We start from the raw sequence: 19,760 nt of genomic DNA on the forward strand, positions 1-19,760 counted from the left end.
CCGCCTTCGCGAGCAAGCCCGCTCCCACAGTGGCCTCAGCTGTTTTCACGATTTCGGGAACAACACTGAACCCTGTGGGAGCGGGCTTGCTCGCGAAGCTCTTTGGGGCCCGAGTGCACCGCCTGAAGGCATAGTGAACCGCAATCGCGCACGGCAACGGCTCCAAACCTCCATCTGTTTTCGCAACCGAACCCCAATTGAAAAAACACGAAAGCCCCGTATTCCGGGGCTTTCAGCGTTTCAGCGAGCGTTTCTGTACCAATTTGTTAAAACCTGGCACGCCCCCTGCAATAGTCCATTCAGTGATTCAGTTCACTACCCGGTTTCGGGGACCTTGGTACAGGCAGGCCGGGGATTCCCCTCTTTACATCGGGCTCACACCGCTCAAAGCGACGAGCCCAAACAGTTTTGGGGCCCTTGATACAGGCAGGTCAGGGGTTCCTTCTTTACACCGGGCTCACGACGCAATGCGCGAGCCCTGCCGTTTTGGGGACCTTGGTACAGGCAGGCCGGGGATTCCCTCTTTTATTGCTCCCGGAGATGGATCTCCAGCCGCCAGCGGTCATCGACCTCGCTACCGGCCCACTCGCCCTGCAGTGGCCGGGCCGCCACCACCGACAGCAACAACCCCCCATCACTCAAACGTACCCGCCAGTTCACGCCCTTGTCGTTAAGCTGAAGCTGACCTTTCTGCGCCTTGCCTTGCGCCTCGAACAGCAGCGCCAGGCTGCCGTCGACGAACTCACCGTGGCTCTTGGGTTCGTTGTTGAACCACACCACCAGCCCGTCGTTCGTCACCTCGACCTGCTGCAGCTCAATGGGGTCAGGCGTGGTCAGGCGGCCGATCATCAGGCCTACCATCACCCCGAAGATCGCCAGCGACCCCATCACCCGCGGGAATAGTTTCGAACGCGGGTCCGCTTGCGGCGTAGAATGCGCGTCATCTTTACCTTCGGAGCCGTGCATGTTTCACGTCATCCTTTTCCAACCAGAAATTCCGCCGAATACCGGCAACGTTATCAGGCTGTGCGCCAACAGTGGCTGCCACCTGCATTTGATCGAGCCGCTGGGCTTCGAGATGGACGACAAGCGCCTGCGCCGGGCCGGCCTCGATTACCACGAGTATGCCACCCTGCAACGCCACGCTGATCTCGCCAGCTGCCTGGAAAGCCTTGGCCATCCGCGGGTGTTCGCCTTCACCACCAAGGGCTCGCGGCCGTTCCACGATGCCAGCTTCGTCGAAGGCGATGCATTCCTGTTCGGCCCGGAAAGCCGTGGTTTGCCACCCGAAGTGCTCGACGCCCTGCCCGCCGAGCAACGTCTGCGTTTGCCGATGCGTGAGGGCTGTCGCAGCCTGAACCTGTCCAACACCGTAGCCGTGGCCGTCTACGAAGCCTGGCGCCAGAACGACTTCAAATAACGCCGCATAACAAATGTGGGAGCGGGCTTGCTCGCGAAAGCGTCGTATCAGCCAACATCAATGTTGAATGATCAACCGCTTTCGCGAGCAAGCCCGCTCCCACATTGGACTTGCGTTGACTCAGGCCACTTATTGAACGGTCGGAGTCTCGCCAGCCGCCTGCATGCGTTGCAGCTCTTGCGCGTACAGCGCGTCGAAGTTCACCGGAGCCAGCATCAATGCCGGGAACGAACCGCGGGTCACCAGGCTGTCCAGGGTTTCGCGAGCGTACGGGAACAGGATGTTCGGGCAGAACGCGCCGAGGGTGTGGCTCATCGACGCGTCGTCCAGGTTCTTGATCAGGAAGATCCCGGCCTGTTGCACTTCAGCGATGAACGCTACTTCGTCACCGTTTTTCACGGTCACGGACAAGGTCAGCACGACTTCGTGGAAGTCACCTTCCAGAGCCTTTTGACGGGTGTTCAAATCCAGACCGACGCTCGGTTCCCACTGCTGGCGGAAGATCGCCGGGCTTTTCGGGGCTTCGAAGGACAAGTCACGTACGTAGATGCGCTGCAAGGAGAATTGCGGTGCGGTTTCTTCTTCGCTAGCTGCAGTGTTCTGTTGGTCAGTCATCTCAGATCCTTTCTGATCTTGGGGTCTTATAGGGAAGGCATTCAGGCCTTGAGCAGGGCGTCGAGCTTGCCGGCGCGCTCAAGGGCAAACAAATCATCACAGCCGCCAATGTGGCGCTCACCGATCCAGATCTGCGGCACGGACGTACGTCCGGCTTTCTGGGCCATGGCGGCGCGCACCTGCGGCTTGCCATCGACCTTGATCTCTTCGAAGGCCACGCCTTTGTTCTCGAGCAGGTACTTGGCTCGCGAACAGTAAGGGCAGTAATCGCTGGAATAGACGACGACGTTGCTCATATCACTTCACCAGCGGAAGGTTGTCGCCTTTCCAGCTGGAAATCCCGCCGGACAGTTTGGCGGCGATAAAGCCGGACTTCATCAGTTCGCGGGCATGGGTGCCGGCGGTCTGACCCATGGCATCGACCAGGATGATGGTCTTGGCCTTGTGCTTTTCCAGCTCGCCAACGCGCGCAGCCAGTTTGTCGTGAGGAATGTTGAGCGCGCCGACAATGTGACCGGCAGCGAAATCCTTGGCCGGACGGATGTCGACCACAACGCCCGCGTCCTTGTTGACCAGGCCGGTCAGTTCACCGGTGCTCAGGCTGCGGCCGCCGCCTTGCATCTGATAGGCGATCAGCAACGCCAGCAGTACGACGAAGATACCGACGAGCAGATAGTGGTTAGTGGCAAATTCAATCAGGTGAGCAACCATCGAAGGAGGTTCCAGGGCGTTAAAATGTCGGCCAGTATACACAGCCGCTATGGTGGGCCAAACCCCGTCCGGCGGTGACGCGGCCGGAACTTCGCTTTAAACTGCCACTCCCTTTTCCATTGCCCTCTTTATTCAGCCACGAGTCGAATCCATGACTACCACGCCTAAACCTTTGGTCCTGATTATTCTCGACGGCTTCGGTCACAGTGAAAGCCCTGAATCGAACGCCGTGCTGGCGGCGAAGAAGCCGGTATTGGACCGCCTGAGTGCCACAGTGCCGAACGGCCTGATCTCGGGCAGCGGCATGGACGTCGGTCTGCCGGACGGCCAGATGGGCAACTCCGAAGTCGGCCACATGAATCTTGGCGCCGGCCGCGTGGTGTATCAGGACTTTACCCGCGTGACCAAATCGATCCGCGACGGCGAGTTTTTCGAGAACCCGACCCTCTGCGCCGCCGTGGATAAAGCCGTCGCTGCCGGCAAAGCCGTGCACTTCATGGGCCTGCTGTCCGATGGCGGCGTGCACAGCCACCAGGATCACCTGGTCGCCATGGCGGAACTGGCCTACAAGCGCGGCGCCGAAAAAATCTACCTGCACGCCTTCCTCGATGGCCGTGACACACCGCCGAAAAGCGCCGAGTCGTCCATCGAACTGCTTGACGCGACGTTCCAGGCCCTGGGCAAAGGCCGGATCGCCAGCATCGTCGGCCGTTACTTCGCCATGGACCGTGACAACCGTTGGGACCGTGTGGCCCAGGCCTACAACCTGATCGTCGATGGCAAGGGCGAATTCCACGCCGCTACCGCTCAGGAAGGTCTGCAAGCCGCCTACGACCGTGGCGAAAGCGACGAATTCGTCAAGGCCACCTCGATCGGCGAGCCCGTGAAAGTCGAAGACGGCGACGCCGTGGTGTTCATGAACTTCCGCGCCGACCGCGCCCGTGAACTGACCCGCGTGTTTGTCGAAGAAGATTTCAAGGAATTCGCGCGCGCGCGCCAGCCGAAACTGGCCGGCTTCGTCATGTTGACCCAATACGCCGCCAGCATCCCCGCACCATCGGCCTTCGCCGCTGGCAGTCTGGACAACGTGCTGGGCGACTACCTGGCGAAAAACGGCAAGACCCAGCTGCGCATCGCCGAAACCGAGAAATATGCCCACGTCACCTTCTTCTTCTCCGGCGGTCGCGAAGAACCGTTCCCGGGCGAAGAACGCATCCTGATCCCATCGCCGAAAGTCGCCACCTATGACTTGCAGCCAGAGATGAGTGCGCCGGAGGTGACCGACCGCATCGTCGAAGCCATCGAAAACCAGCGTTACGACGTGATCGTGGTCAACTACGCCAACGGCGACATGGTCGGCCACAGCGGCGTGTTCGACGCTGCGGTGAAAGCCGTGGAATGCCTGGACCTGTGCGTGGGCCGTATCGTCGACGCACTGGAAAAGGTCGGCGGTGAAGCGCTGATCACCGCCGACCACGGCAACGTCGAGAAAATGGCCGATGAAGAAACCCACCAGGCTCATACCGCTCACACCACCGAGCCGGTGCCGTTCATTTATGTCGGCAAGCGCGACCTGAAGGTCCGCAAAGGCGGCGTGCTGGCGGATGTGGCGCCGACCATGCTGATGTTGATGGGCCTGGAAAAACCGGCGGAAATGACCGGCACGTCGATCCTGGTGTAACGCGCCCGCACAAACACCGCAAAACCCCGTGGGAGCGGGCTTGCTCGCGAATGCGGTGGATCAGGCGACATCAACGTTGCTGACCCACCGCATTCGCGAGCAAGCCCACTCCCACATGGGTTTTGCGGTGTTTTTCAGGCCGGTTATCACACAGCCCCAATTGGGCATTTTTTTTGCCGCGCATGGCGGGCATACTAGGCCGTCCCTTTCCCTGGTATCACCCGCCTCTATGCTTCGCGTCCTGATAGCCTTTGCACTGACTTGCCTGCTCCAACCGGCCTTTGCTGACGAGCGCGCGCAAACCCAACAACAGTTGGACGCCACGCGTCAGGACATTGCCGAGCTGAAGAAACTGCTGGGCAAGCTCCAGGAAGAACGATCCGGTGTGCAGAAAGAGCTCAAGGGCACCGAGACCGAGATGGGCAAGCTCGAGAAGCAGGTCGAAGCCCTGCAGAAAGAGCTGAAGAAAAGCGAATCCGAGCTGCAGCGACTCGATGGTGAGAAAAAAAAACTCCAGAGCGCGCGCACTGAACAGCAACGACTGATCGCCATCCAGGCCCGCGCGGCCTATCAGAACGGCCGTCAGGAATACCTTAAGCTGCTGCTCAACCAGCAGAACCCGGAAAAATTCGCCCGCACCCTCACCTATTACGACTACCTGAGTCAGGCCCGCCTGGAGCAGTTGAAGAATTTCAACGAAACCCTGCGCCAATTGGCCAACGTCGAAAAAGACATCAGCCTGCAGCAAGCGCAATTGCTGGTGCAGAAAAGCAGCCTCGACAGCCAGCGCGACGAGCTCGACAAAGTACGCAAGGAACGCCAGCAAGTCCTCGCCAAGCTCAGCGACGACGTAAAGGCCCGCGATCAGAAACTGGCGGCCCGCGAGCAGGATCAGGCAGACCTGTCTAAAGTCCTTAAAACCATCGAGGAAACCCTGGCCCGCCAGGCTCGTGAGGCAGAAGAAGCGCGGCAAAAAGCGCTGATCGCCCAGCAGGAAGCCGAAAAAAAGCGTTTACGTGAGGCTCAGGCTGAAGCAGACGCTGCCACTGACGCCCCACGCAAACCCGCCAAACCAACCCCTGGCGCGCTGGTTTCAAGCTCAGGCGAGACCTTCGGTGGCCCTTTTGCTGCAACCCGGGGAAAACTTCCGTGGCCGGTTGATGGTCGATTGCTGGCACGCTTCGGTGAAACCCGTGGCGACGATGCCCGAACCAAGTGGGATGGCGTGATGATCAGCGCCGCCGCCGGCAGCCAGGTGCATGCCGTGCATGGCGGTCGCGTGGTGTTCGCCGACTGGTTGCGCGGCGCCGGGCTGCTGGTGATTCTTGACCACGGCAACGGTTTCTTGAGTCTTTATGGTCACAACCAGACGCTGCTCAAGTCTGCGGGTGACGTGGTAAAAGCCGGTGAGTCCATCTCCACTGTCGGTAACAGCGGCGGGCAGGACACACCAGCGCTGTATTTCGCTATTCGTCAGCAGGGTCACCCGAGTGATCCGGCGCAATGGTGCCACGCGCAAGGATAGGCGTTGAGTCACCTACATTAGGAGTTCGTTCGACATGCTGCATTTGTCCCGCCTTACCTCGCTGGCCCTGACGATCGCCCTGGTGATCGGCGCGCCTCTGGCGTTCGCTGCTCAACCGGCTCCGGCGGTCGCGCCTGCGGGCACTGCTGCCACCACCAAGGCGCCATTGCCGCTGGAAGAGCTGCGCACCTTTGCCGAGGTCATGGACCGGATCAAGGCCGCCTATGTCGAACCGGTGGACGACAAGACCCTGCTGGAAAACGCCATCAAGGGCATGCTCAGCAACCTCGATCCGCACTCCGCCTACCTCGGCCCGGAAGACTTCGCTGAATTGCAGGAAAGCACCAGCGGCGAATTCGGCGGCCTGGGCATCGAAGTCGGTGCCGAAGACGGCTTCATCAAAGTGGTCTCGCCGATCGATGACACCCCGGCCTCGAAGGCCGGCATCCAGGCCGGCGACTTCATCGTCAAGATCAACGGCGCACCGACCCGCGGCCAGACCATGACCGAAGCCGTGGACAAGATGCGCGGCAAGATCGGCCAGAAAATCACCCTGACCCTGGTCCGCGATGGCGGCACGCCGTTCGACGTGACCCTGGCCCGCGCCATCATCCAGGTGAAGAGCGTCAAGGCGCAGTTGCTGGAATCCGGCTACGGCTACATCCGCATCACCCAGTTCCAGGTCAAGACCGGCGAAGAGGTCTCCAAAGCCCTGGCCAAGCTGCGCAAGGACAACGGCAAGAAGCTCAACGGCATCATTCTCGACCTGCGAAACAACCCGGGCGGCGTGCTGCAAGCGGCGGTGGAAGTGGTCGACCACTTCATCACCAAGGGCCTGATCGTCTACACCAAGGGCCGCATCGCCAACTCCGAGCTGCGCTTCTCCGCCACGGGCAAGGACGAAAGCGAAGCCGTGCCAATGGTTGTGCTGATCAACGGCGGCAGCGCCTCAGCCTCGGAAATCGTCGCCGGCGCGCTGCAGGATCAGAAACGCGCAGTGGTCATGGGCACCACCAGTTTCGGCAAAGGCTCTGTACAGACCGTGCTGCCACTGAACAACGACCGCGCGCTGAAGATCACCACAGCGCTGTATTACACGCCGAACGGCCGCTCGATCCAGGCCCAGGGCATCGTGCCGGACATCGAAGTGCGCAAGGCCAAGATCACCAGCGAGCAGGACGGCGAATACTTCAAGGAAGCCGACCTCCAGGGTCACCTCGGCAATGGCAACGGCGGGGCCGACAAACCGACCGGCTCCGGCGGCAAGGCCAAGGCGATGCCACAGGATGATGATTACCAGTTGGCCCAGGCCCTGAGCCTGCTCAAAGGGTTGAGCATCACCTCCGGCCGCTGAGATGCGCCTGCGGTTGCTGCTCGGCCTGCTGTGCTGCCTGGCGGGTGTTGCCCAGGCAGCACCTGCCGCTCAAAAGGCCTATATCAGCCTGATCATCGATGACTTGGGGCAGAACCTGCCCCGGGATCGCCGCGTGCTGGCCCTGCCCGGCCCGGTGACCCCGGCGATCATGCCCGACACGCCCCACGCCACCGAATTCGCCCGCGAAGCTCATCGTGCCGGCAAGATTGTCATCCTGCACATGCCAATGGACCCGGCCACCGGCCCATTCGCGTGGCATCCCGACCTGCCCATCGACGAGCTGGAAAAACGCCTGAACGCGGCGTTCAAGGTCGTGCCCTACACCGCCGGCATCAACAACCACATGGGCAGTCGCATGACCGCGCAACCGGCCGCCATGGCCTGGCTGATGGCGGATCTGCAGCGACGGCACAAATTCTTCGTCGACAGCCGCACCAGCGCGCAAACCGTGGGCGCGGCCGAGGCGCAGAAGATCGGCTTGGCCAGCGTTTCGCGAGATGTGTTTCTGGATGATGAGCGCACGGAGGCGGCGATATTCACGCAGCTGCAGACGGCGATCAGCCTGGCGCGCAAGCAGGGTTCGGCGGTGATGATCGGCCATCCCTATCCGCAGACACTGGCGGTGCTGGAGCGCGAGTTGCCGAAGCTGAAGGCTCAGGGCATTGACTGGATCGACATCAAATTAATGATCAGCGTGCGCGGCAATCGCGCAACGGCGGCCCACGGCAAAGATGGCGTGTACCGCTAATCAGCCACACCCAAAACTGCTGTGGGAGCGGGCTTGCTCGCGAAGGCGTCGTGTCAGCCAACATAGGCTGAACGATTAACCGCTTTCGCGAGCAAGCCCGCTCCCACATTGGATGGGTGCAAGGCTCCGGGGTCAGAGATACCGCGCCATGATCTCATCCACCACGCCATCCTTGCGCAACTGATCGAGTGCGGCCTGCAACTTGGCCACAGTCTCATCCGGTACGTCCTTGTTCAACGCCAGATACAACTCCGCGCTATTGAAGCGCAGCACCGTTTTAAGCCCCGTCACACCGTCCTGACGCGCCAGATAGCGTCCGGCCGGATCACCCGTGGCCCACAGGTCGATCTGACCGCTGGTGAGTTTCTTCGCGTTGTCCTGATCCCGCAGCACCACGATCGGGTTCAACCCTTGCTTGGCCAGCGACACGGCAATCGCATCGCCCTTGTACGCGCCGATCTTGTACTTGCGCGCGTCGTCGAGGGTTTCCAGGCTGATTTTGCTGTCCGCCTTGGCCAGCATGATCCAGTCATCCGGGCCAATCGGGCCGACCCACTTGAACAGCTTCTCACGGTCAGGCAACCGCGCCATCACGAACACGCCATAACCCGGTTTCTCGAGGGCGAGCTTGTAGATGCGCTCCCAAGGGAACCGCAGGGTCAGGCTGTAGGTAATGTCGGCGCGCTTGAACATCTCGCGGACGATGTCCACGGCGATGCCATTGATGTTCTCGTCCTGAGCGAAGTTCTTGCCGTTTTTCGCCATGTTGTACGGCGGGAAGTTTTCCGTCAGCAACACCAGATCGGCATCAGGGCTTTCTGCAGCGTGCGCTCCATTGATAAGCAAAAGAGAGGCGCTGGCGAGGGCGAGAAGAAGGCGTTTGAGCATGTCTGGCTACCGAAATCCATGGCGTACCCAAGAGTGCCTTGAGCGTGTGGCGCTGTCTACTGGCCTTTTGATCTCAGTACGAACAAACGCGGCGGTTTCAGCGGTGCTTTTTTTAAAGCACTACATAGTTACCGCCCTGCCCCCTGCCTCACCTGATTAATTAGTCCTACCCCGGATTTGCCGGGGCCAACGACTACTAAACAATCAGAGATCTCAAGGATGAAATCGATTCCACTCCTGTTCATCAGTGCCTTTGGCCTGATGGGCACAACCGCGTTTGCAGACACTCGTGACTACGGCGAAGGCGTACGAAACCTCACTAATGAAATGACCCTGGATGAACCTCGGGATCACTGGCGGGGGATTGGCCGTCTGCGCAACGATTCCGCGTGTACCGCCACCCTTATCGACACCTTGCACAGGACCGACGTCCATACGCCGGCCTATGTACTCACCGCCGGCCATTGCATTGATCGCTCCAATGGAAAGATCACCACCCATCAACCCATCAGGGGAAGCATGTTCTTCAATTACTTCCTCGACGATGCCGCAGTCAAATCGTATCCGTTGAAGTCGGTGAAGTGGCGAAGCATGCAGGGCGTTGACATCGCGGTCGTTGAGCTGGACATCAGCTTGCAAACACTGGTCGCCGAAGGCATCAAGCCGCTGAAACTGGCTGCCGCCACCCCGGCCAAAGGCTCTGATGTGCTGATCGTGGGTGCGCCGCTGAATTCGATACTGACAATGGCCGCCTGCACGCTACAACCGGCGGCCGATGTCGTCGAAGGCAAATGGGTATGGCGCAACAACTTCATGACCCGATGCAAGGACATTCGCGAAGCCCATTCCGGAAGCCCGTTGCTGGATCGCTACACCAACGAAATCATTGGCGTGGTCGGAACAGTGAATGACGATCCATCACTCACACCTTGCAGCCTGAATGCTCCCTGCACACCGACAAAAAAAGGCTATGAGGCGATACAAGGCAATGTCTACGGAAACCCGGTCGCCCACCTTTCCAGCTGTTTCAGAAGCGGCTTCATGCTCGAAAAGAACTGCCCGCTTTACCCGACGTTTAACGTCGACACCGTCGACAAGGTCGCCGCCGTCAATAAAACCATTAAAAAATCGAAGAACGGCCGAGCGATTACGCCTACCTGGGATTATCGATTCACTATCGACACCGCGTACTTCCGTCATAAGACGGTGCGTGTGGCGAAGCAATGCGAAAGTCCACGGCACTATTCGCCGGCGATCAATTCGATAGATGGCTTTATCGACAGCCGGATCGGTACGCGGCCCGGACGCTATTTCCTGTGCATTATCGGTATGCAGTCTGAAGATCAGGCGCTGGAGCCCGGCCTGCTGAGAAACGCGTTGTCGGTGCCGGTGGTGCTGACGAGCGAGGACACCAACGCGCCTGCTCTTTGACCCCTGTGATGCAAATCCCCCGGAGCGTCGGCTCCGAGGGATCAGCGTTCAGCGCATCACAATCCCGCGATGGGCCATGTAGGCCTTGGCTTCCTGCACGGTGTATTCGCCGAAGTGGAAAATACTTGCCGCCAGCACCGCGCTGGCGTGGCCTTCGAGAATGCCGTCGGCCAGGTGCTGCAGGTTGCCGACGCCGCCGGAGGCGATCACCGGGATGCCCAGGGCATCGCTGATGGCGCGGGTAACGCCCAGGTCGAAGCCGTTTTTCATGCCGTCCTGGTCCATGCTGGTGAGCAGGATTTCACCGGCACCGAGGCCCTCCATCTTCTTCGCCCACTCGACCGCATCGAGGCCCGTTGGCTTGCGACCGCCGTGGGTGAAGATTTCCCAGCGCGGGGTTTCGCCCGGGCCGGACACCTTCTTCGCATCGATGGCGACGACGATGCACTGCGAACCGAAATGTTGCGCCGCTTCGCCGACGAATTCCGGGTTGAATACGGCGGCGGTGTTGATCGACACCTTGTCCGCGCCGGCATTCAGCAGGTTGCGAATGTCCTGCACGGTGCGCACGCCGCCGCCCACGGTCAGCGGGATGAACACCTGGCTGGCCATGCGCTCGACGGTGTGCAGCGTGGTGTCGCGCCCGTCGACGCTGGCGGTGATGTCAAGAAAGGTAATCTCGTCGGCGCCCTGCTCGTCGTAGCGACGGGCAATTTCCACCGGGTCACCGGCATCGCGGATGTTCTCGAACTTCACACCTTTGACGACACGACCGTTGTCCACGTCCAGGCAAGGGATGATGCGTTTGGCCAGCGCCATGGTCAGTCCTCAGCCTTTGTACGAATCGCAGAAAGCTTGCGCTTCAGCGACGTCGAGGGTGCCTTCGTAGATCGCCCGGCCGGTGATCGCGCCGATGATGCCGGGCGCCTTGGCGTCGAGCAGCGACTTGATGTCACCCAGATTGTGGATGCCACCGGATGCGATCACCGGGATCTTCGTCGCAGCGGCCAGCGCAGCGGTGAACGGCACGTTGCAACCCTGCATCATCCCGTCTTTGGCGATGTCGGTATAAACGATGGCGGACACGCCGTCGGCTTCAAACTGCCTGGCCAGATCGATCACTTGAACGGTGCTGATTTCAGCCCAGCCGTCAGTGGCGACAAAGCCGTCCTTAGCGTCGAGACCGACGATCACCTTGCCCGGGAACGCGCGGCAGGCTTCGGCAACGAAGGCCGGATCTTTCACGGCTTTGGTGCCGATGATCACGTAGCTCACGCCCGCCTTGACGTAGTGCTCGATGGTTTCCAGGGAGCGGATACCGCCGCCGATCTGGATCGGCAGGTTCGGGTAGCGCTTGGCGATGGCGGTCACCACTTCGCCGTTGACCGGCTGGCCTTCGAACGCGCCGTTGAGGTCGACCAGATGCAGACGGCGGCAACCGCCTTCCACCCACTTGGCAGCCATGCTCACCGGGTCATCGGAAAACACCGTGGAATCTTCCATGCGGCCCTGGCGCAGACGAACACAGGCACCGTCCTTGAGATCGATAGCGGGGATAATCAGCATCTGGCAAACCTTCAAATTCGATTGTTCAGCTTCGCTCGGAAATCAGTTTTTCTCGAGCGCCCACAGGTCGCTTTCGATGCTTTCGAACCTTTCTTTAAGGTGCGTCTGCACATCGAAAATCGCCCTGTTGTAATAGTGCGGCGCAATTTCGCGGGTAAACAGCTCAAGGATTTCGGCCGCTTCGAACGAACCCAGGTCCAGTTCGAAGCGATCCTCCATGAAGCGTTTGATCTTGTGGTTGGCCTCGTTCTCCTGCTCGGGAGTGAGGGTCAGGATCGGCGGCTTCTTCTTGACGGCCATTACCAGCGACCGTCCCACGCGGCGAAGTTCTGCAGCAATTGCAGGCCATGGGTATGGCTTTTCTCCGGGTGGAACTGCACGGCAAAACGCGAGCCGTCGGCCAGCGCTGCGGCGAAATCGACACCGTAGTGACCGCCACCCACCACCTGCCGGGCATTGGCGGCGGCGATGTAGTAGCTGTGCACGAAATAGAAACGCGCGAGGTCCGGAATGTTGTGCCACAGCGGGTGCGTGACCGTCTGCTTCACTTCGTTCCAGCCCATGTGCGGGACTTTCAGGTGCTCGCCGTCCTCATGCAGGTCCTTGCCGAAGAATTTCACCTGGCCGGGAAACAGGCCGATGCAGTCGACGCCGTCGTTCTCTTCGCTGCTGTCGAGCAAGGCTTGCATGCCCACGCAAATGCCGAGAAACGGGCGATCCTGGCTGACTTCGCGCACCAGCGAATCGAAGCCCAGGCGACGGATCTCCGCCATGCAATCGCGAATCGCGCCAACGCCGGGGAAAACCACCCGGTCGGCTTCACGAATCACGTCGGCATCGCTGGTGATCAAGACCTTGCCGGCCCCGACGTGCTCGAGGGCCTTGGCCACCGAGTGCAGGTTGCCCATGCCGTAATCGATAACCGCGACCGTCTGCATTACAGAACGCCCTTGGTCGATGGCATCTGACCGGCCATGCGGTCATCCAGCTCGACTGCCATGCGCAATGCGCGGCCGAAGGCCTTGAACACCGTTTCGATCTGGTGATGGGTGTTGTGCCCACGCAGATTGTCGATGTGCAAGGTGACATTGGCGTGGTTGACGAAGCCCTGGAAAAACTCCTGGAACAGGTCAACGTCGAAACCGCCAACAGTGGCGCGGGTGTAGGGAACGTGCATCTGCAGGCCCGGACGGCCGGAGAAGTCGATCACCACGCGCGACAGCGCTTCATCGAGCGGCACGTAGGCGTGGCCGTAGCGACGGATGCCTTTTTTGTCGCCGATGGCTTTGGTGAAGGCCTGACCCAGGGTGATACCGACGTCTTCCACGGTGTGGTGGTCGTCGATATGCAGGTCGCCCTTGCTGACAATATCCAGGTCGATCAGCCCGTGACGGGCGATCTGGTCCAGCATGTGCTCAAGAAAAGGAACACCGATATCAAATCGGGCCTTTCCGGTGCCATCCAGGTTGATCGAGGCTTTGATCTGGGTTTCCAGAGTGTCGCGCTCGACTGACGCCTTACGTTCGGCCATCACCAGCTCCGCAAAATCATTGGGCGAAAAAGGCAGCCATTATAGGGGCGCGGGCGGGAAACAGAAACACGGGAGGTGATATCGCTGACGGAGTGAATTCAGGACTGCCGAGAATGTACCTGTCCATACAAGTCACTTTCGTACGACACAAACAAATGTGGGAGCGGGCTTGCTCGCGAAAGCGCTGGTTCAGCCGAAGATAATGTCGACTGGACCAGCGCTTTCGCGAGCAAGCCCGCTCCCACAAGGTTCGGTGCCTGGGCCCGAACCATCAGGTCCGGGCCAAGTTCCTTAGTGGAAGAGCACCGCCGTCTTCTGCAGCGTCACCCAAACACCCCACGCCAACGGAATCCCCACCACCAGCCACGCAGCAATCGCCAGCGGCTTGGTGCCCGGCGCCGCTTTCCACTCCAGCACGGTGCTGCTGTCAGCACCCTTGTCGTGGCCCAGCGCCTGTTCGGCGGCCAGTTCGGCGTCGGTCATGAAGTATTTGTCGGCCACTGGACGCACCAGCAGGTTGCAGAGGAAACCCAGCACCAGCAGGCCCGCGAGGATGTACAACGTGATGTCGTAAGCCGCGGCGCGTTCGACGCCGATGCTCAGTTGATATTCACGCAGGTAGTTCACCAGCACCGGGCCCAACACGCCCGCTGCTGCCCAGGCAGTCAGCAGACGACCGTGGATCGCACCGACCATTTGCGTACCGAACAGGTCCGCCAGATAAGCCGGAACCGTGGCAAAACCACCGCCATACATCGACAGGATGATGCAGAACGCCGCCACGAACAGCGCCACGTTACCCAGGTGACCGAGGTTCGGAATCAACGCGTACAGCGCAAAGCCCAGGGCGAAGAACACGAAGTAGGTGTTCTTGCGGCCCAGGTAGTCCGAGAACGACGCCCAGAAGAACCGGCCGCCGATATTGAACAGGCTCAGCAACCCGGTGAAACCGGCCGCAATCGCGGCGATCGCCGCCAGTTGACCCGCGTCCAGCTGACCGAACGTCTGGTCAGTGCCGAGCAGCTTGCCCGCAAACACTTCCTGCAACAGGGGCGAGGCCATGCCGAGGATGCCGATACCGGCGGAAACGTTGAGGCACAGCACCAGCCACACCAGACGGAACTGCGGGGTTTTCCACGCTACATTCACGTGCACGTGGCGATGAGTGATCATCGCGTTAGCAGCTTTTTTCGCCGGAGCGGTCCAGCCTTCAGGCTTCCAGCCGGTTGGCGGAACGCGGTAGGACAGTGCGCCGCCGATCATGAACACGAAGTAGATCGCGGCCATCACCAGGAAGCTTTGCCACACGCCGACGCTGGTCGGCGAAGCGAAGTGGCCCATCAGGGCCGCGGCCAGCGGAGCACCGACCATCGCGCCACCGCCAAAGCCCATGATCGCCATGCCGGTCGCCATACCGCGCTTGTCCGGGAACCACTTGATCAGGGTCGACACCGGCGAGATGTAACCCAGGCCCAGGCCGATACCGCCAATGACCCCGGAGCCGATCCACATCAGCCAGATCTGGTGCGTGTACACGCCCAGCGCCGAAATCAGCAGACCACCGCACCAGCACAGTGCCGACACCACACCGGCCTTGCGCGGCCCGGCGTGTTCCAGCCAGCCACCCCAGATCGCTGCCGAGCAGCCGAGGAAAATGAAGAACAGGGTGTAGATCCAGCCGAGCATCGAGATCGGCCAGTCGCATTGCGAGGAAAAAACCTGCGAGATGAAGCTCATGTCTGGCGAGCAGGCAACCGCCTTGGTCACGCCCAGGGCTTTGGACAGCGGCAGCCAGAATACCGAGAAGCCGTAGGCCATGCCGATGCAAAGGTGGATGGCCAAGGCGGCCGGTGGTACCAGCCAACGGTTGAAACCGGGCTTGGCGATGATGCGCTCCTTGGACAGGAACGCAGGCTGGTCGGTTTTGAAACCGTCCGCCGTGGTGCTCGTGGTCATTGTGTATCCCCCAATTATAAGTATGGTTCGCAGTCATTCCCCATCCCCAGCCTTTATGCGCACGCATGACCGTTTTTTCAGGATGGAGCTTCATTTTGGTGCGACATCACGTCGCAGAAGGACGGACGAACTGGCAAAGGTTACCATTTGCACGTGACAGAAAAACCAAACTGATATCACTTTTGCAAAGTCGTCTGTTTTCGTACCACTCAAGGAACCTTCATGCCGATCATAGTTGAGTTGCTGAACGACGCCACCTATCAGGATCAGCAGGATCTGCAGAAGATTTACCGTGACGCACCGGGCTGGCTGTTCGCCCCGTTTGCCGACGATGTGCAGCTGATCGAAGGCTGTCTGCGCGACGGCTCGCTGATCGCCGGACGTTTCAACGATCGACTGCTGGGCGCGGCACGCCTGCAAAGGCATCGGGACGTCTGGCATTTGTCCCAACTGTGCGTACGAAAAATTACCCGACGTCGTGGGGTTGCCGAGCGCCTGGTGAACGAAGCACAGGAACTGGCGTCGCGAGCGGGTGCGACATTGCGGCTGCTGGCGCCTGCCGGGCACCTTGAAGCCCAGGCGCTGGCAGCCAAACTGAAAGTGCCGCTGGATGTGTTGCCGGGTTGATCGATGACCGGTCGTCCACTTCGGAGCGCTATACTCCCCGGCTAAATTCGAATTCGACTAACTACAAGGACTCGCCCATGAAAGCGTTCGGCAAAATCCTGGGTCTGGTACTTCTCGGGCTGTTGCTGATCATTGTGGCGCTGGGCTTTGCCCTGACCCACCTCTTCGATCCCAACGACTATAAAGACGAGATTCGCCAGATTGCCCGCGACAAGGCCCACATCGAGCTGACGCTCAATGGCGACATCGGCTGGAGCCTGTTCCCGTGGCTGGGCCTGGAACTGCACGAAGCCAGTGTTGCAACGCTGGCCAAGCCCACCGAACCGTTCGCCGACCTGCAGATGCTCGGCCTGTCGGTGCGCGTGCTGCCGCTGCTGCGCCGTGAAGTGCAGATGAGCGACGTGCGCGTCGAAGGCCTGAACCTGCGCCTGAACCGCGACAAGGATGGCCACGGCAACTGGGAAGACATCGGCAAAGTGCCAACGGCTGCCAACCCGGCCGCACCTCCCGTCACCCCCGGCGAACCTGCCTCGCAAACCACCGTCCAGGTGGAAAAGCCGGCCCAACCGATTCGCCTGGACATCGACAGCCTGACCGTCAACAACGCCCGCGTCGAATACAGCGACGAAAAGACCGGCAAGCAGTTCAGCGCCGAAAGCATCCAGCTGAGCACCGGCCCGGTGCACGACTCCACCAACATTCCGCTCAAGCTCACTGCGTTCCTCGGCACCAACCAGCCCGTTCTGCGGGTGCGCACCGAGCTCAACGGCGAGCTGCGTTTCGAACGGGCCTTGCAACGCTATAAATTCGAAGACATGAAACTGTCCGGCGAACTCGCCGGCGATCCGCTGCAAGGCAAAACCGTGACCTTTGCCGCCCAAGGGCAGTTGCTGCTGGATAAAGCGGCGAACGTTGCCGAATGGACCGGCATCAAAATCTCCGCCAATCAGTTGCGCGCGCTGGGTGAGCTCAAGGTCAACGACCTGGACAAGACCCCGCAGGTCAACGGCGGGATTTCGATTGCGCAATTCGATCTGGCCAAGTTCGTCGACAGCATCGGTCAAACGCTCCCGGCCATGGCCGAAGGCAGCCTGAGCAAAGTCGAACTGGTCAGCCGCGTTGCCGGCACGCCGACCAGCCTGGCGCTGGACAACATCAACCTGAAAATCGACGACAGCACCTTCAGCGGCCGCATCGCCGTCGAAGATTTTGCCAAGCAATCGCTGCGGGCGGTGCTCAAGGCTGACACGTTCAACGTCGACCGCTACCTGCCGCCAAAATCCGCCGAAGCCAACAGCGCGACGCAGGTGCGACAGGCCGAAGTGGCCAGCACCGAGGCCGATGCCATGGCCGGCGCCGGCAGCACACCGCTGCCGGACAAACCCACCAAAGGCGCATGGAGCACCGAGCGCCTGTTGCCGGTGGAGCGCCTGAGCAAACTCGATGTGGACGCCGACCTGACGTTCGGCCAACTGACCCTCGACAAGCTGCCGATCCAGAACGCGGCGCTCAAGGCCAATGGCAAGGAAGGTCTGCTCACCCTCGAAAATCTGCGCGGCGACTTGTACGACGGCAGCTTTGAATCCAAGGGCACCCTCGACGTGCGCCAGGACGTACCGGCGCTGAACATGCAGACCCGCATCAACAAAGTGCCGGTGGAGAAAATCCTCGAAAGCCAGGGCAAGAATCCACCAGTCAAAGGCCTGGTCACGCTCAACAGCAGCCTGACCGGCAATGGCAACAGTCAGAAAGCGCTGATCGAGACCCTCAACGGCAACGCCAGTTTCGTCATCAACAACGGCGTCCTGCTTAATGCCAACCTCGAACAGCAACTGTGCAAAGGCATCGCCACGCTCAACCGCAAAACCCTGAGCGGTGAGCCGCGCGGCAAGGACACGCCGTTCCAGGAGCTCAAGGGCAACCTGATCTTCCGTAACGGCGTGGCGAGCAACCCGGACCTCAAAGTGCGCATCCCCGGCATGACCGTCAACGGTGACGGTGACGTCGACCTGCGGGTGCTGGGCATGGATTACCGCGTCGGCATCATCGTCGAAGGCGACACCAGCGCGATGCCGGACCCGGCCTGTCAGGTCGGCGACAAGTTCGTCGGCATCGAATGGCCACTGCGTTGCCGCGGTCCGCTGGAACTCGGCGCCAAAGCCTGCCGCCTCGACAACGAGCGCATGGGCCAGGTCGCCACCAAACTGGCGGGCGACAAGCTCAGCGAAAAGATCGATGAGAAACTCGGCGACAAGGTCAGCCCTGAACTGAAAAACGCGCTGAAGGGGCTGTTCAAGCGATGAAAGCCGAGCAGTTTTCAACGGCGGTGCTGGACTGGTACGACCGCCACGGCCGCCACGATTTGCCTTGGCAACAGGGCATCACCCCGTATCGGGTGTGGGTCTCGGAAATCATGCTGCAGCAAACCCAGGTCAGCACGGTGCTGAATTATTTCGACCGGTTCATGGCCTCGTTGCCGACGGTCGAAGCCCTGGCCGCTGCACCGGAAGACGAAGTGCTGCACCTGTGGACCGGCCTCGGTTATTACACCCGCGCGCGCAACCTGCAGAAGACCGCGAAGATTGTCGTCGCCGAGTACGGCGGGGAATTTCCGCGGGATGTGGAAAAACTGGTGGAGCTGCCGGGGATCGGCCTGTCCACGGCGGGCGCCATTGCCAGCCTGAGCATGGGGTTGCGCGCGCCGATCCTGGACGGCAACGTCAAACGGGTGCTGGCGCGGTTTACGGCGCAAGAAGGCTACCCGGGCGAGCCGAAAGTCGCGAAACAGCTGTGGGCGACCGCGGAGCGCTTCACACCCCATGATCGGGTCAACGCCTACACCCAGGCGATGATGGACCTGGGCGCCACGCTTTGTACCCGCAGCAAACCGAGTTGCCTGCTGTGTCCGCTGGAAAAAGGCTGCGAAGCGCACATGCTCGGCCTGGAAACCCGCTACCCGATCCCCAAACCGCGCAAAACCGTGCCACAGAAGCGCACGCTGATGCCGATGCTCGCCAACGGTGAAGGCGCGATTCTGCTTTACCGTCGCCCTTCCACCGGCTTGTGGGGGGGGCTCTGGAGCCTGCCGGAACTCGACGACCTCGACGACCTGCAGCACCTCGCGTCACAGCACTCGCTGGAACTGGGCACGCAACAAGCGCTGCCGAGCCTGGTGCACACCTTCAGCCACTTCCAGTTGTCCATCGAACCCTGGCTGGTTCAGGTCCAGGAGGCCGGCCATCACGTGGCCGAGGCTGACTGGCTCTGGTATAACCTCGCCACCCCGCCGCGCCTGGGCCTTGCTGCCCCGGTCAAAACCTTGCTCGAACGCGCGGCCGCCGTATTGAACGCAGGAGAGTCGTCATGACCCGCACCATCATGTGCCGCAAGTACAAAGAAGAACTGCCCGCCCTGGAGCGCGCTCCTTTCCCTGGCGCAAAAGGCCAGGACATTTTTGACCACGTCTCGGCCAAGGCCTGGGCCGACTGGCAGAAACACCAGACCCTGCTGATCAACGAAAAACGCCTGAACATGATGAACGCCGAAGACCGCAAATATTTGCAGGGCGAGATGGACAAGTACTTCTCCGGCGAGGAATACGCCAAGGCTGACGGCTACGTTCCGCCGGCAGAATAATCCCGTTTCATCGGGGGTCGGAACGTAAGCGACGGTAATAGTTAAATTTT

General features: G+C 60.7%; 21 protein-coding genes. 10 read left to right on the forward strand and 11 right to left on the reverse strand.

Annotation, left to right across the window (positions count from 1 at the left end; genetic code table 11):
* Nucleotides 1-525 precede the first annotated feature (525 nt).
* Nucleotides 526-966 carry a hypothetical protein gene (locus NTD84_RS11645; protein ID WP_262165390.1) on the reverse strand — a complete coding sequence of 147 codons (441 nt, stop codon included), beginning with the start codon at nucleotides 964-966 and terminating at the stop codon, nucleotides 526-528.
* Between NTD84_RS11645 and NTD84_RS11650 the strand changes: the two genes are divergently transcribed.
* On the forward strand, nucleotides 965-1,420 hold the full coding sequence (locus NTD84_RS11650; protein WP_262165391.1) for a tRNA (cytidine(34)-2'-O)-methyltransferase: 456 nt from the start codon (nucleotides 965-967) through the stop codon (nucleotides 1,418-1,420). The genes NTD84_RS11645 and NTD84_RS11650 overlap by 2 nt on opposite strands.
* A gap of 129 nt (nucleotides 1,421-1,549) precedes the next feature.
* Here NTD84_RS11650 and secB read toward each other — a convergent pair whose 3' ends face one another.
* The 3 genes from secB to NTD84_RS11665 are packed head-to-tail and all read right to left on the reverse strand — an operon-like array spanning nucleotide 1,550 to nucleotide 2,746.
* Complete coding sequence (gene secB / locus NTD84_RS11655) at nucleotides 1,550-2,035, reverse strand: protein-export chaperone SecB (RefSeq protein ID WP_007949026.1); 486 nt, start codon at nucleotides 2,033-2,035, stop codon at nucleotides 1,550-1,552.
* A 41-nt stretch (nucleotides 2,036-2,076) separates the two neighbouring features.
* Entirely contained in the window at nucleotides 2,077-2,331 is a 255-nt protein-coding gene (grxC, locus tag NTD84_RS11660) for a glutaredoxin 3 (RefSeq protein ID WP_045061998.1), read from the reverse strand.
* Between the two features lies 1 nt (nucleotide 2,332).
* A complete protein-coding gene (locus tag NTD84_RS11665) occupies nucleotides 2,333-2,746 on the reverse strand; it encodes a rhodanese-like domain-containing protein (protein ID WP_262165397.1) in 414 nt (137 codons plus the stop codon).
* Between the two features lie 151 nt (nucleotides 2,747-2,897).
* Here NTD84_RS11665 and gpmI point away from each other — a divergent pair, with 151 nt between their 5' ends.
* The 4 genes from gpmI (at nucleotide 2,898) to NTD84_RS11685 (ending at nucleotide 8,075) form a co-directional block, all read left to right on the forward strand.
* Nucleotides 2,898-4,427 carry a 2,3-bisphosphoglycerate-independent phosphoglycerate mutase gene (gene gpmI / locus NTD84_RS11670; protein WP_262165400.1) on the forward strand — a complete coding sequence of 510 codons (1,530 nt, stop codon included), beginning with the start codon at nucleotides 2,898-2,900 and terminating at the stop codon, nucleotides 4,425-4,427.
* 229 nt (nucleotides 4,428-4,656) lie between these two features.
* Nucleotides 4,657-5,952 carry a murein hydrolase activator EnvC family protein gene (locus NTD84_RS11675; protein ID WP_262165403.1) on the forward strand — a complete coding sequence of 432 codons (1,296 nt, stop codon included), beginning with the start codon at nucleotides 4,657-4,659 and terminating at the stop codon, nucleotides 5,950-5,952.
* A 34-nt stretch (nucleotides 5,953-5,986) separates the two neighbouring features.
* Nucleotides 5,987-7,306 (forward strand): S41 family peptidase, encoded by a 1,320-nt coding sequence (locus tag NTD84_RS11680; protein ID WP_262165406.1) that lies wholly within the window; start codon nucleotides 5,987-5,989, stop codon nucleotides 7,304-7,306.
* A gap of 1 nt (nucleotide 7,307) precedes the next feature.
* Entirely contained in the window at nucleotides 7,308-8,075 is a 768-nt protein-coding gene (locus NTD84_RS11685; RefSeq protein WP_262165408.1) for a divergent polysaccharide deacetylase family protein, read from the forward strand.
* Between the two features lie 132 nt (nucleotides 8,076-8,207).
* On the opposite strand, the gene NTD84_RS11690 is transcribed toward NTD84_RS11685, so the two are convergent.
* The gene (locus NTD84_RS11690) at nucleotides 8,208-8,963 is read right to left on the reverse strand and encodes a substrate-binding periplasmic protein (protein ID WP_262165411.1); all 756 of its coding nucleotides are present in this window, start codon (nucleotides 8,961-8,963) and stop codon (nucleotides 8,208-8,210) included.
* 219 nt (nucleotides 8,964-9,182) lie between these two features.
* On the opposite strand from NTD84_RS11690, the gene NTD84_RS11695 reads away from it, so the two are divergent.
* Nucleotides 9,183-10,394 (forward strand): trypsin-like serine peptidase, encoded by a 1,212-nt coding sequence (locus NTD84_RS11695; RefSeq protein ID WP_262165414.1) that lies wholly within the window; start codon nucleotides 9,183-9,185, stop codon nucleotides 10,392-10,394.
* A gap of 48 nt (nucleotides 10,395-10,442) precedes the next feature.
* Here NTD84_RS11695 and hisF read toward each other — a convergent pair whose 3' ends face one another.
* The 6 genes from hisF to NTD84_RS11725 form a co-directional block, all read right to left on the reverse strand.
* Entirely contained in the window at nucleotides 10,443-11,213 is a 771-nt protein-coding gene (hisF, locus tag NTD84_RS11700; protein WP_007897430.1) for an imidazole glycerol phosphate synthase subunit HisF, read from the reverse strand.
* 9 nt (nucleotides 11,214-11,222) lie between these two features.
* Complete coding sequence (hisA, locus tag NTD84_RS11705) at nucleotides 11,223-11,960, reverse strand: 1-(5-phosphoribosyl)-5-[(5-phosphoribosylamino)methylideneamino]imidazole-4-carboxamide isomerase (protein WP_262165418.1); 738 nt, start codon at nucleotides 11,958-11,960, stop codon at nucleotides 11,223-11,225.
* 42 nt (nucleotides 11,961-12,002) lie between these two features.
* Nucleotides 12,003-12,260: a DUF2164 domain-containing protein gene (locus NTD84_RS11710; protein WP_008024930.1), complete on the reverse strand. Its 258-nt coding sequence runs from the start codon at nucleotides 12,258-12,260 to the stop codon at nucleotides 12,003-12,005.
* Nucleotides 12,260-12,898, reverse strand: a complete 639-nt coding sequence (gene hisH, locus NTD84_RS11715; RefSeq protein ID WP_262165421.1) for an imidazole glycerol phosphate synthase subunit HisH — start codon at nucleotides 12,896-12,898, stop codon at nucleotides 12,260-12,262. Before hisH ends, NTD84_RS11710 begins: the two co-directional genes overlap by 1 nt.
* A complete protein-coding gene (hisB, locus tag NTD84_RS11720) occupies nucleotides 12,898-13,491 on the reverse strand; it encodes an imidazoleglycerol-phosphate dehydratase HisB (protein WP_003186751.1) in 594 nt (197 codons plus the stop codon). The genes hisH and hisB overlap by 1 nt, the downstream gene beginning before the upstream one ends.
* Before the next feature lie 291 nt (nucleotides 13,492-13,782).
* Nucleotides 13,783-15,447 carry an OFA family MFS transporter gene (locus NTD84_RS11725; RefSeq protein WP_262165425.1) on the reverse strand — a complete coding sequence of 555 codons (1,665 nt, stop codon included), beginning with the start codon at nucleotides 15,445-15,447 and terminating at the stop codon, nucleotides 13,783-13,785.
* A 222-nt stretch (nucleotides 15,448-15,669) separates the two neighbouring features.
* Here NTD84_RS11725 and NTD84_RS11730 point away from each other — a divergent pair, with 222 nt between their 5' ends.
* From NTD84_RS11730 to NTD84_RS11745, 4 genes are all read left to right on the forward strand, one after another.
* Nucleotides 15,670-16,074 carry a PanM family protein gene (locus NTD84_RS11730; RefSeq protein WP_262165427.1) on the forward strand — a complete coding sequence of 135 codons (405 nt, stop codon included), beginning with the start codon at nucleotides 15,670-15,672 and terminating at the stop codon, nucleotides 16,072-16,074.
* Nucleotides 16,075-16,151: 77 nt separating this feature from the next.
* Nucleotides 16,152-18,377, forward strand: coding sequence for an AsmA family protein (locus NTD84_RS11735; protein ID WP_262165430.1), 2,226 nt, complete (start codon nucleotides 16,152-16,154; stop codon nucleotides 18,375-18,377).
* The gene (gene mutY / locus NTD84_RS11740) at nucleotides 18,374-19,441 is read left to right on the forward strand and encodes an A/G-specific adenine glycosylase (RefSeq protein ID WP_262165433.1); all 1,068 of its coding nucleotides are present in this window, start codon (nucleotides 18,374-18,376) and stop codon (nucleotides 19,439-19,441) included. The genes NTD84_RS11735 and mutY overlap by 4 nt, the downstream gene beginning before the upstream one ends.
* Nucleotides 19,438-19,710, forward strand: coding sequence for an oxidative damage protection protein (locus NTD84_RS11745; protein ID WP_010464608.1), 273 nt, complete (start codon nucleotides 19,438-19,440; stop codon nucleotides 19,708-19,710). Before mutY ends, NTD84_RS11745 begins: the two co-directional genes overlap by 4 nt.
* The last annotated feature ends 50 nt before the right edge of the window (nucleotides 19,711-19,760 follow it).

The organism is Pseudomonas sp. 14P_8.1_Bac3, from assembly GCF_025466085.1.
GTDB lineage: Bacteria > Pseudomonadota > Gammaproteobacteria > Pseudomonadales > Pseudomonadaceae > Aquipseudomonas.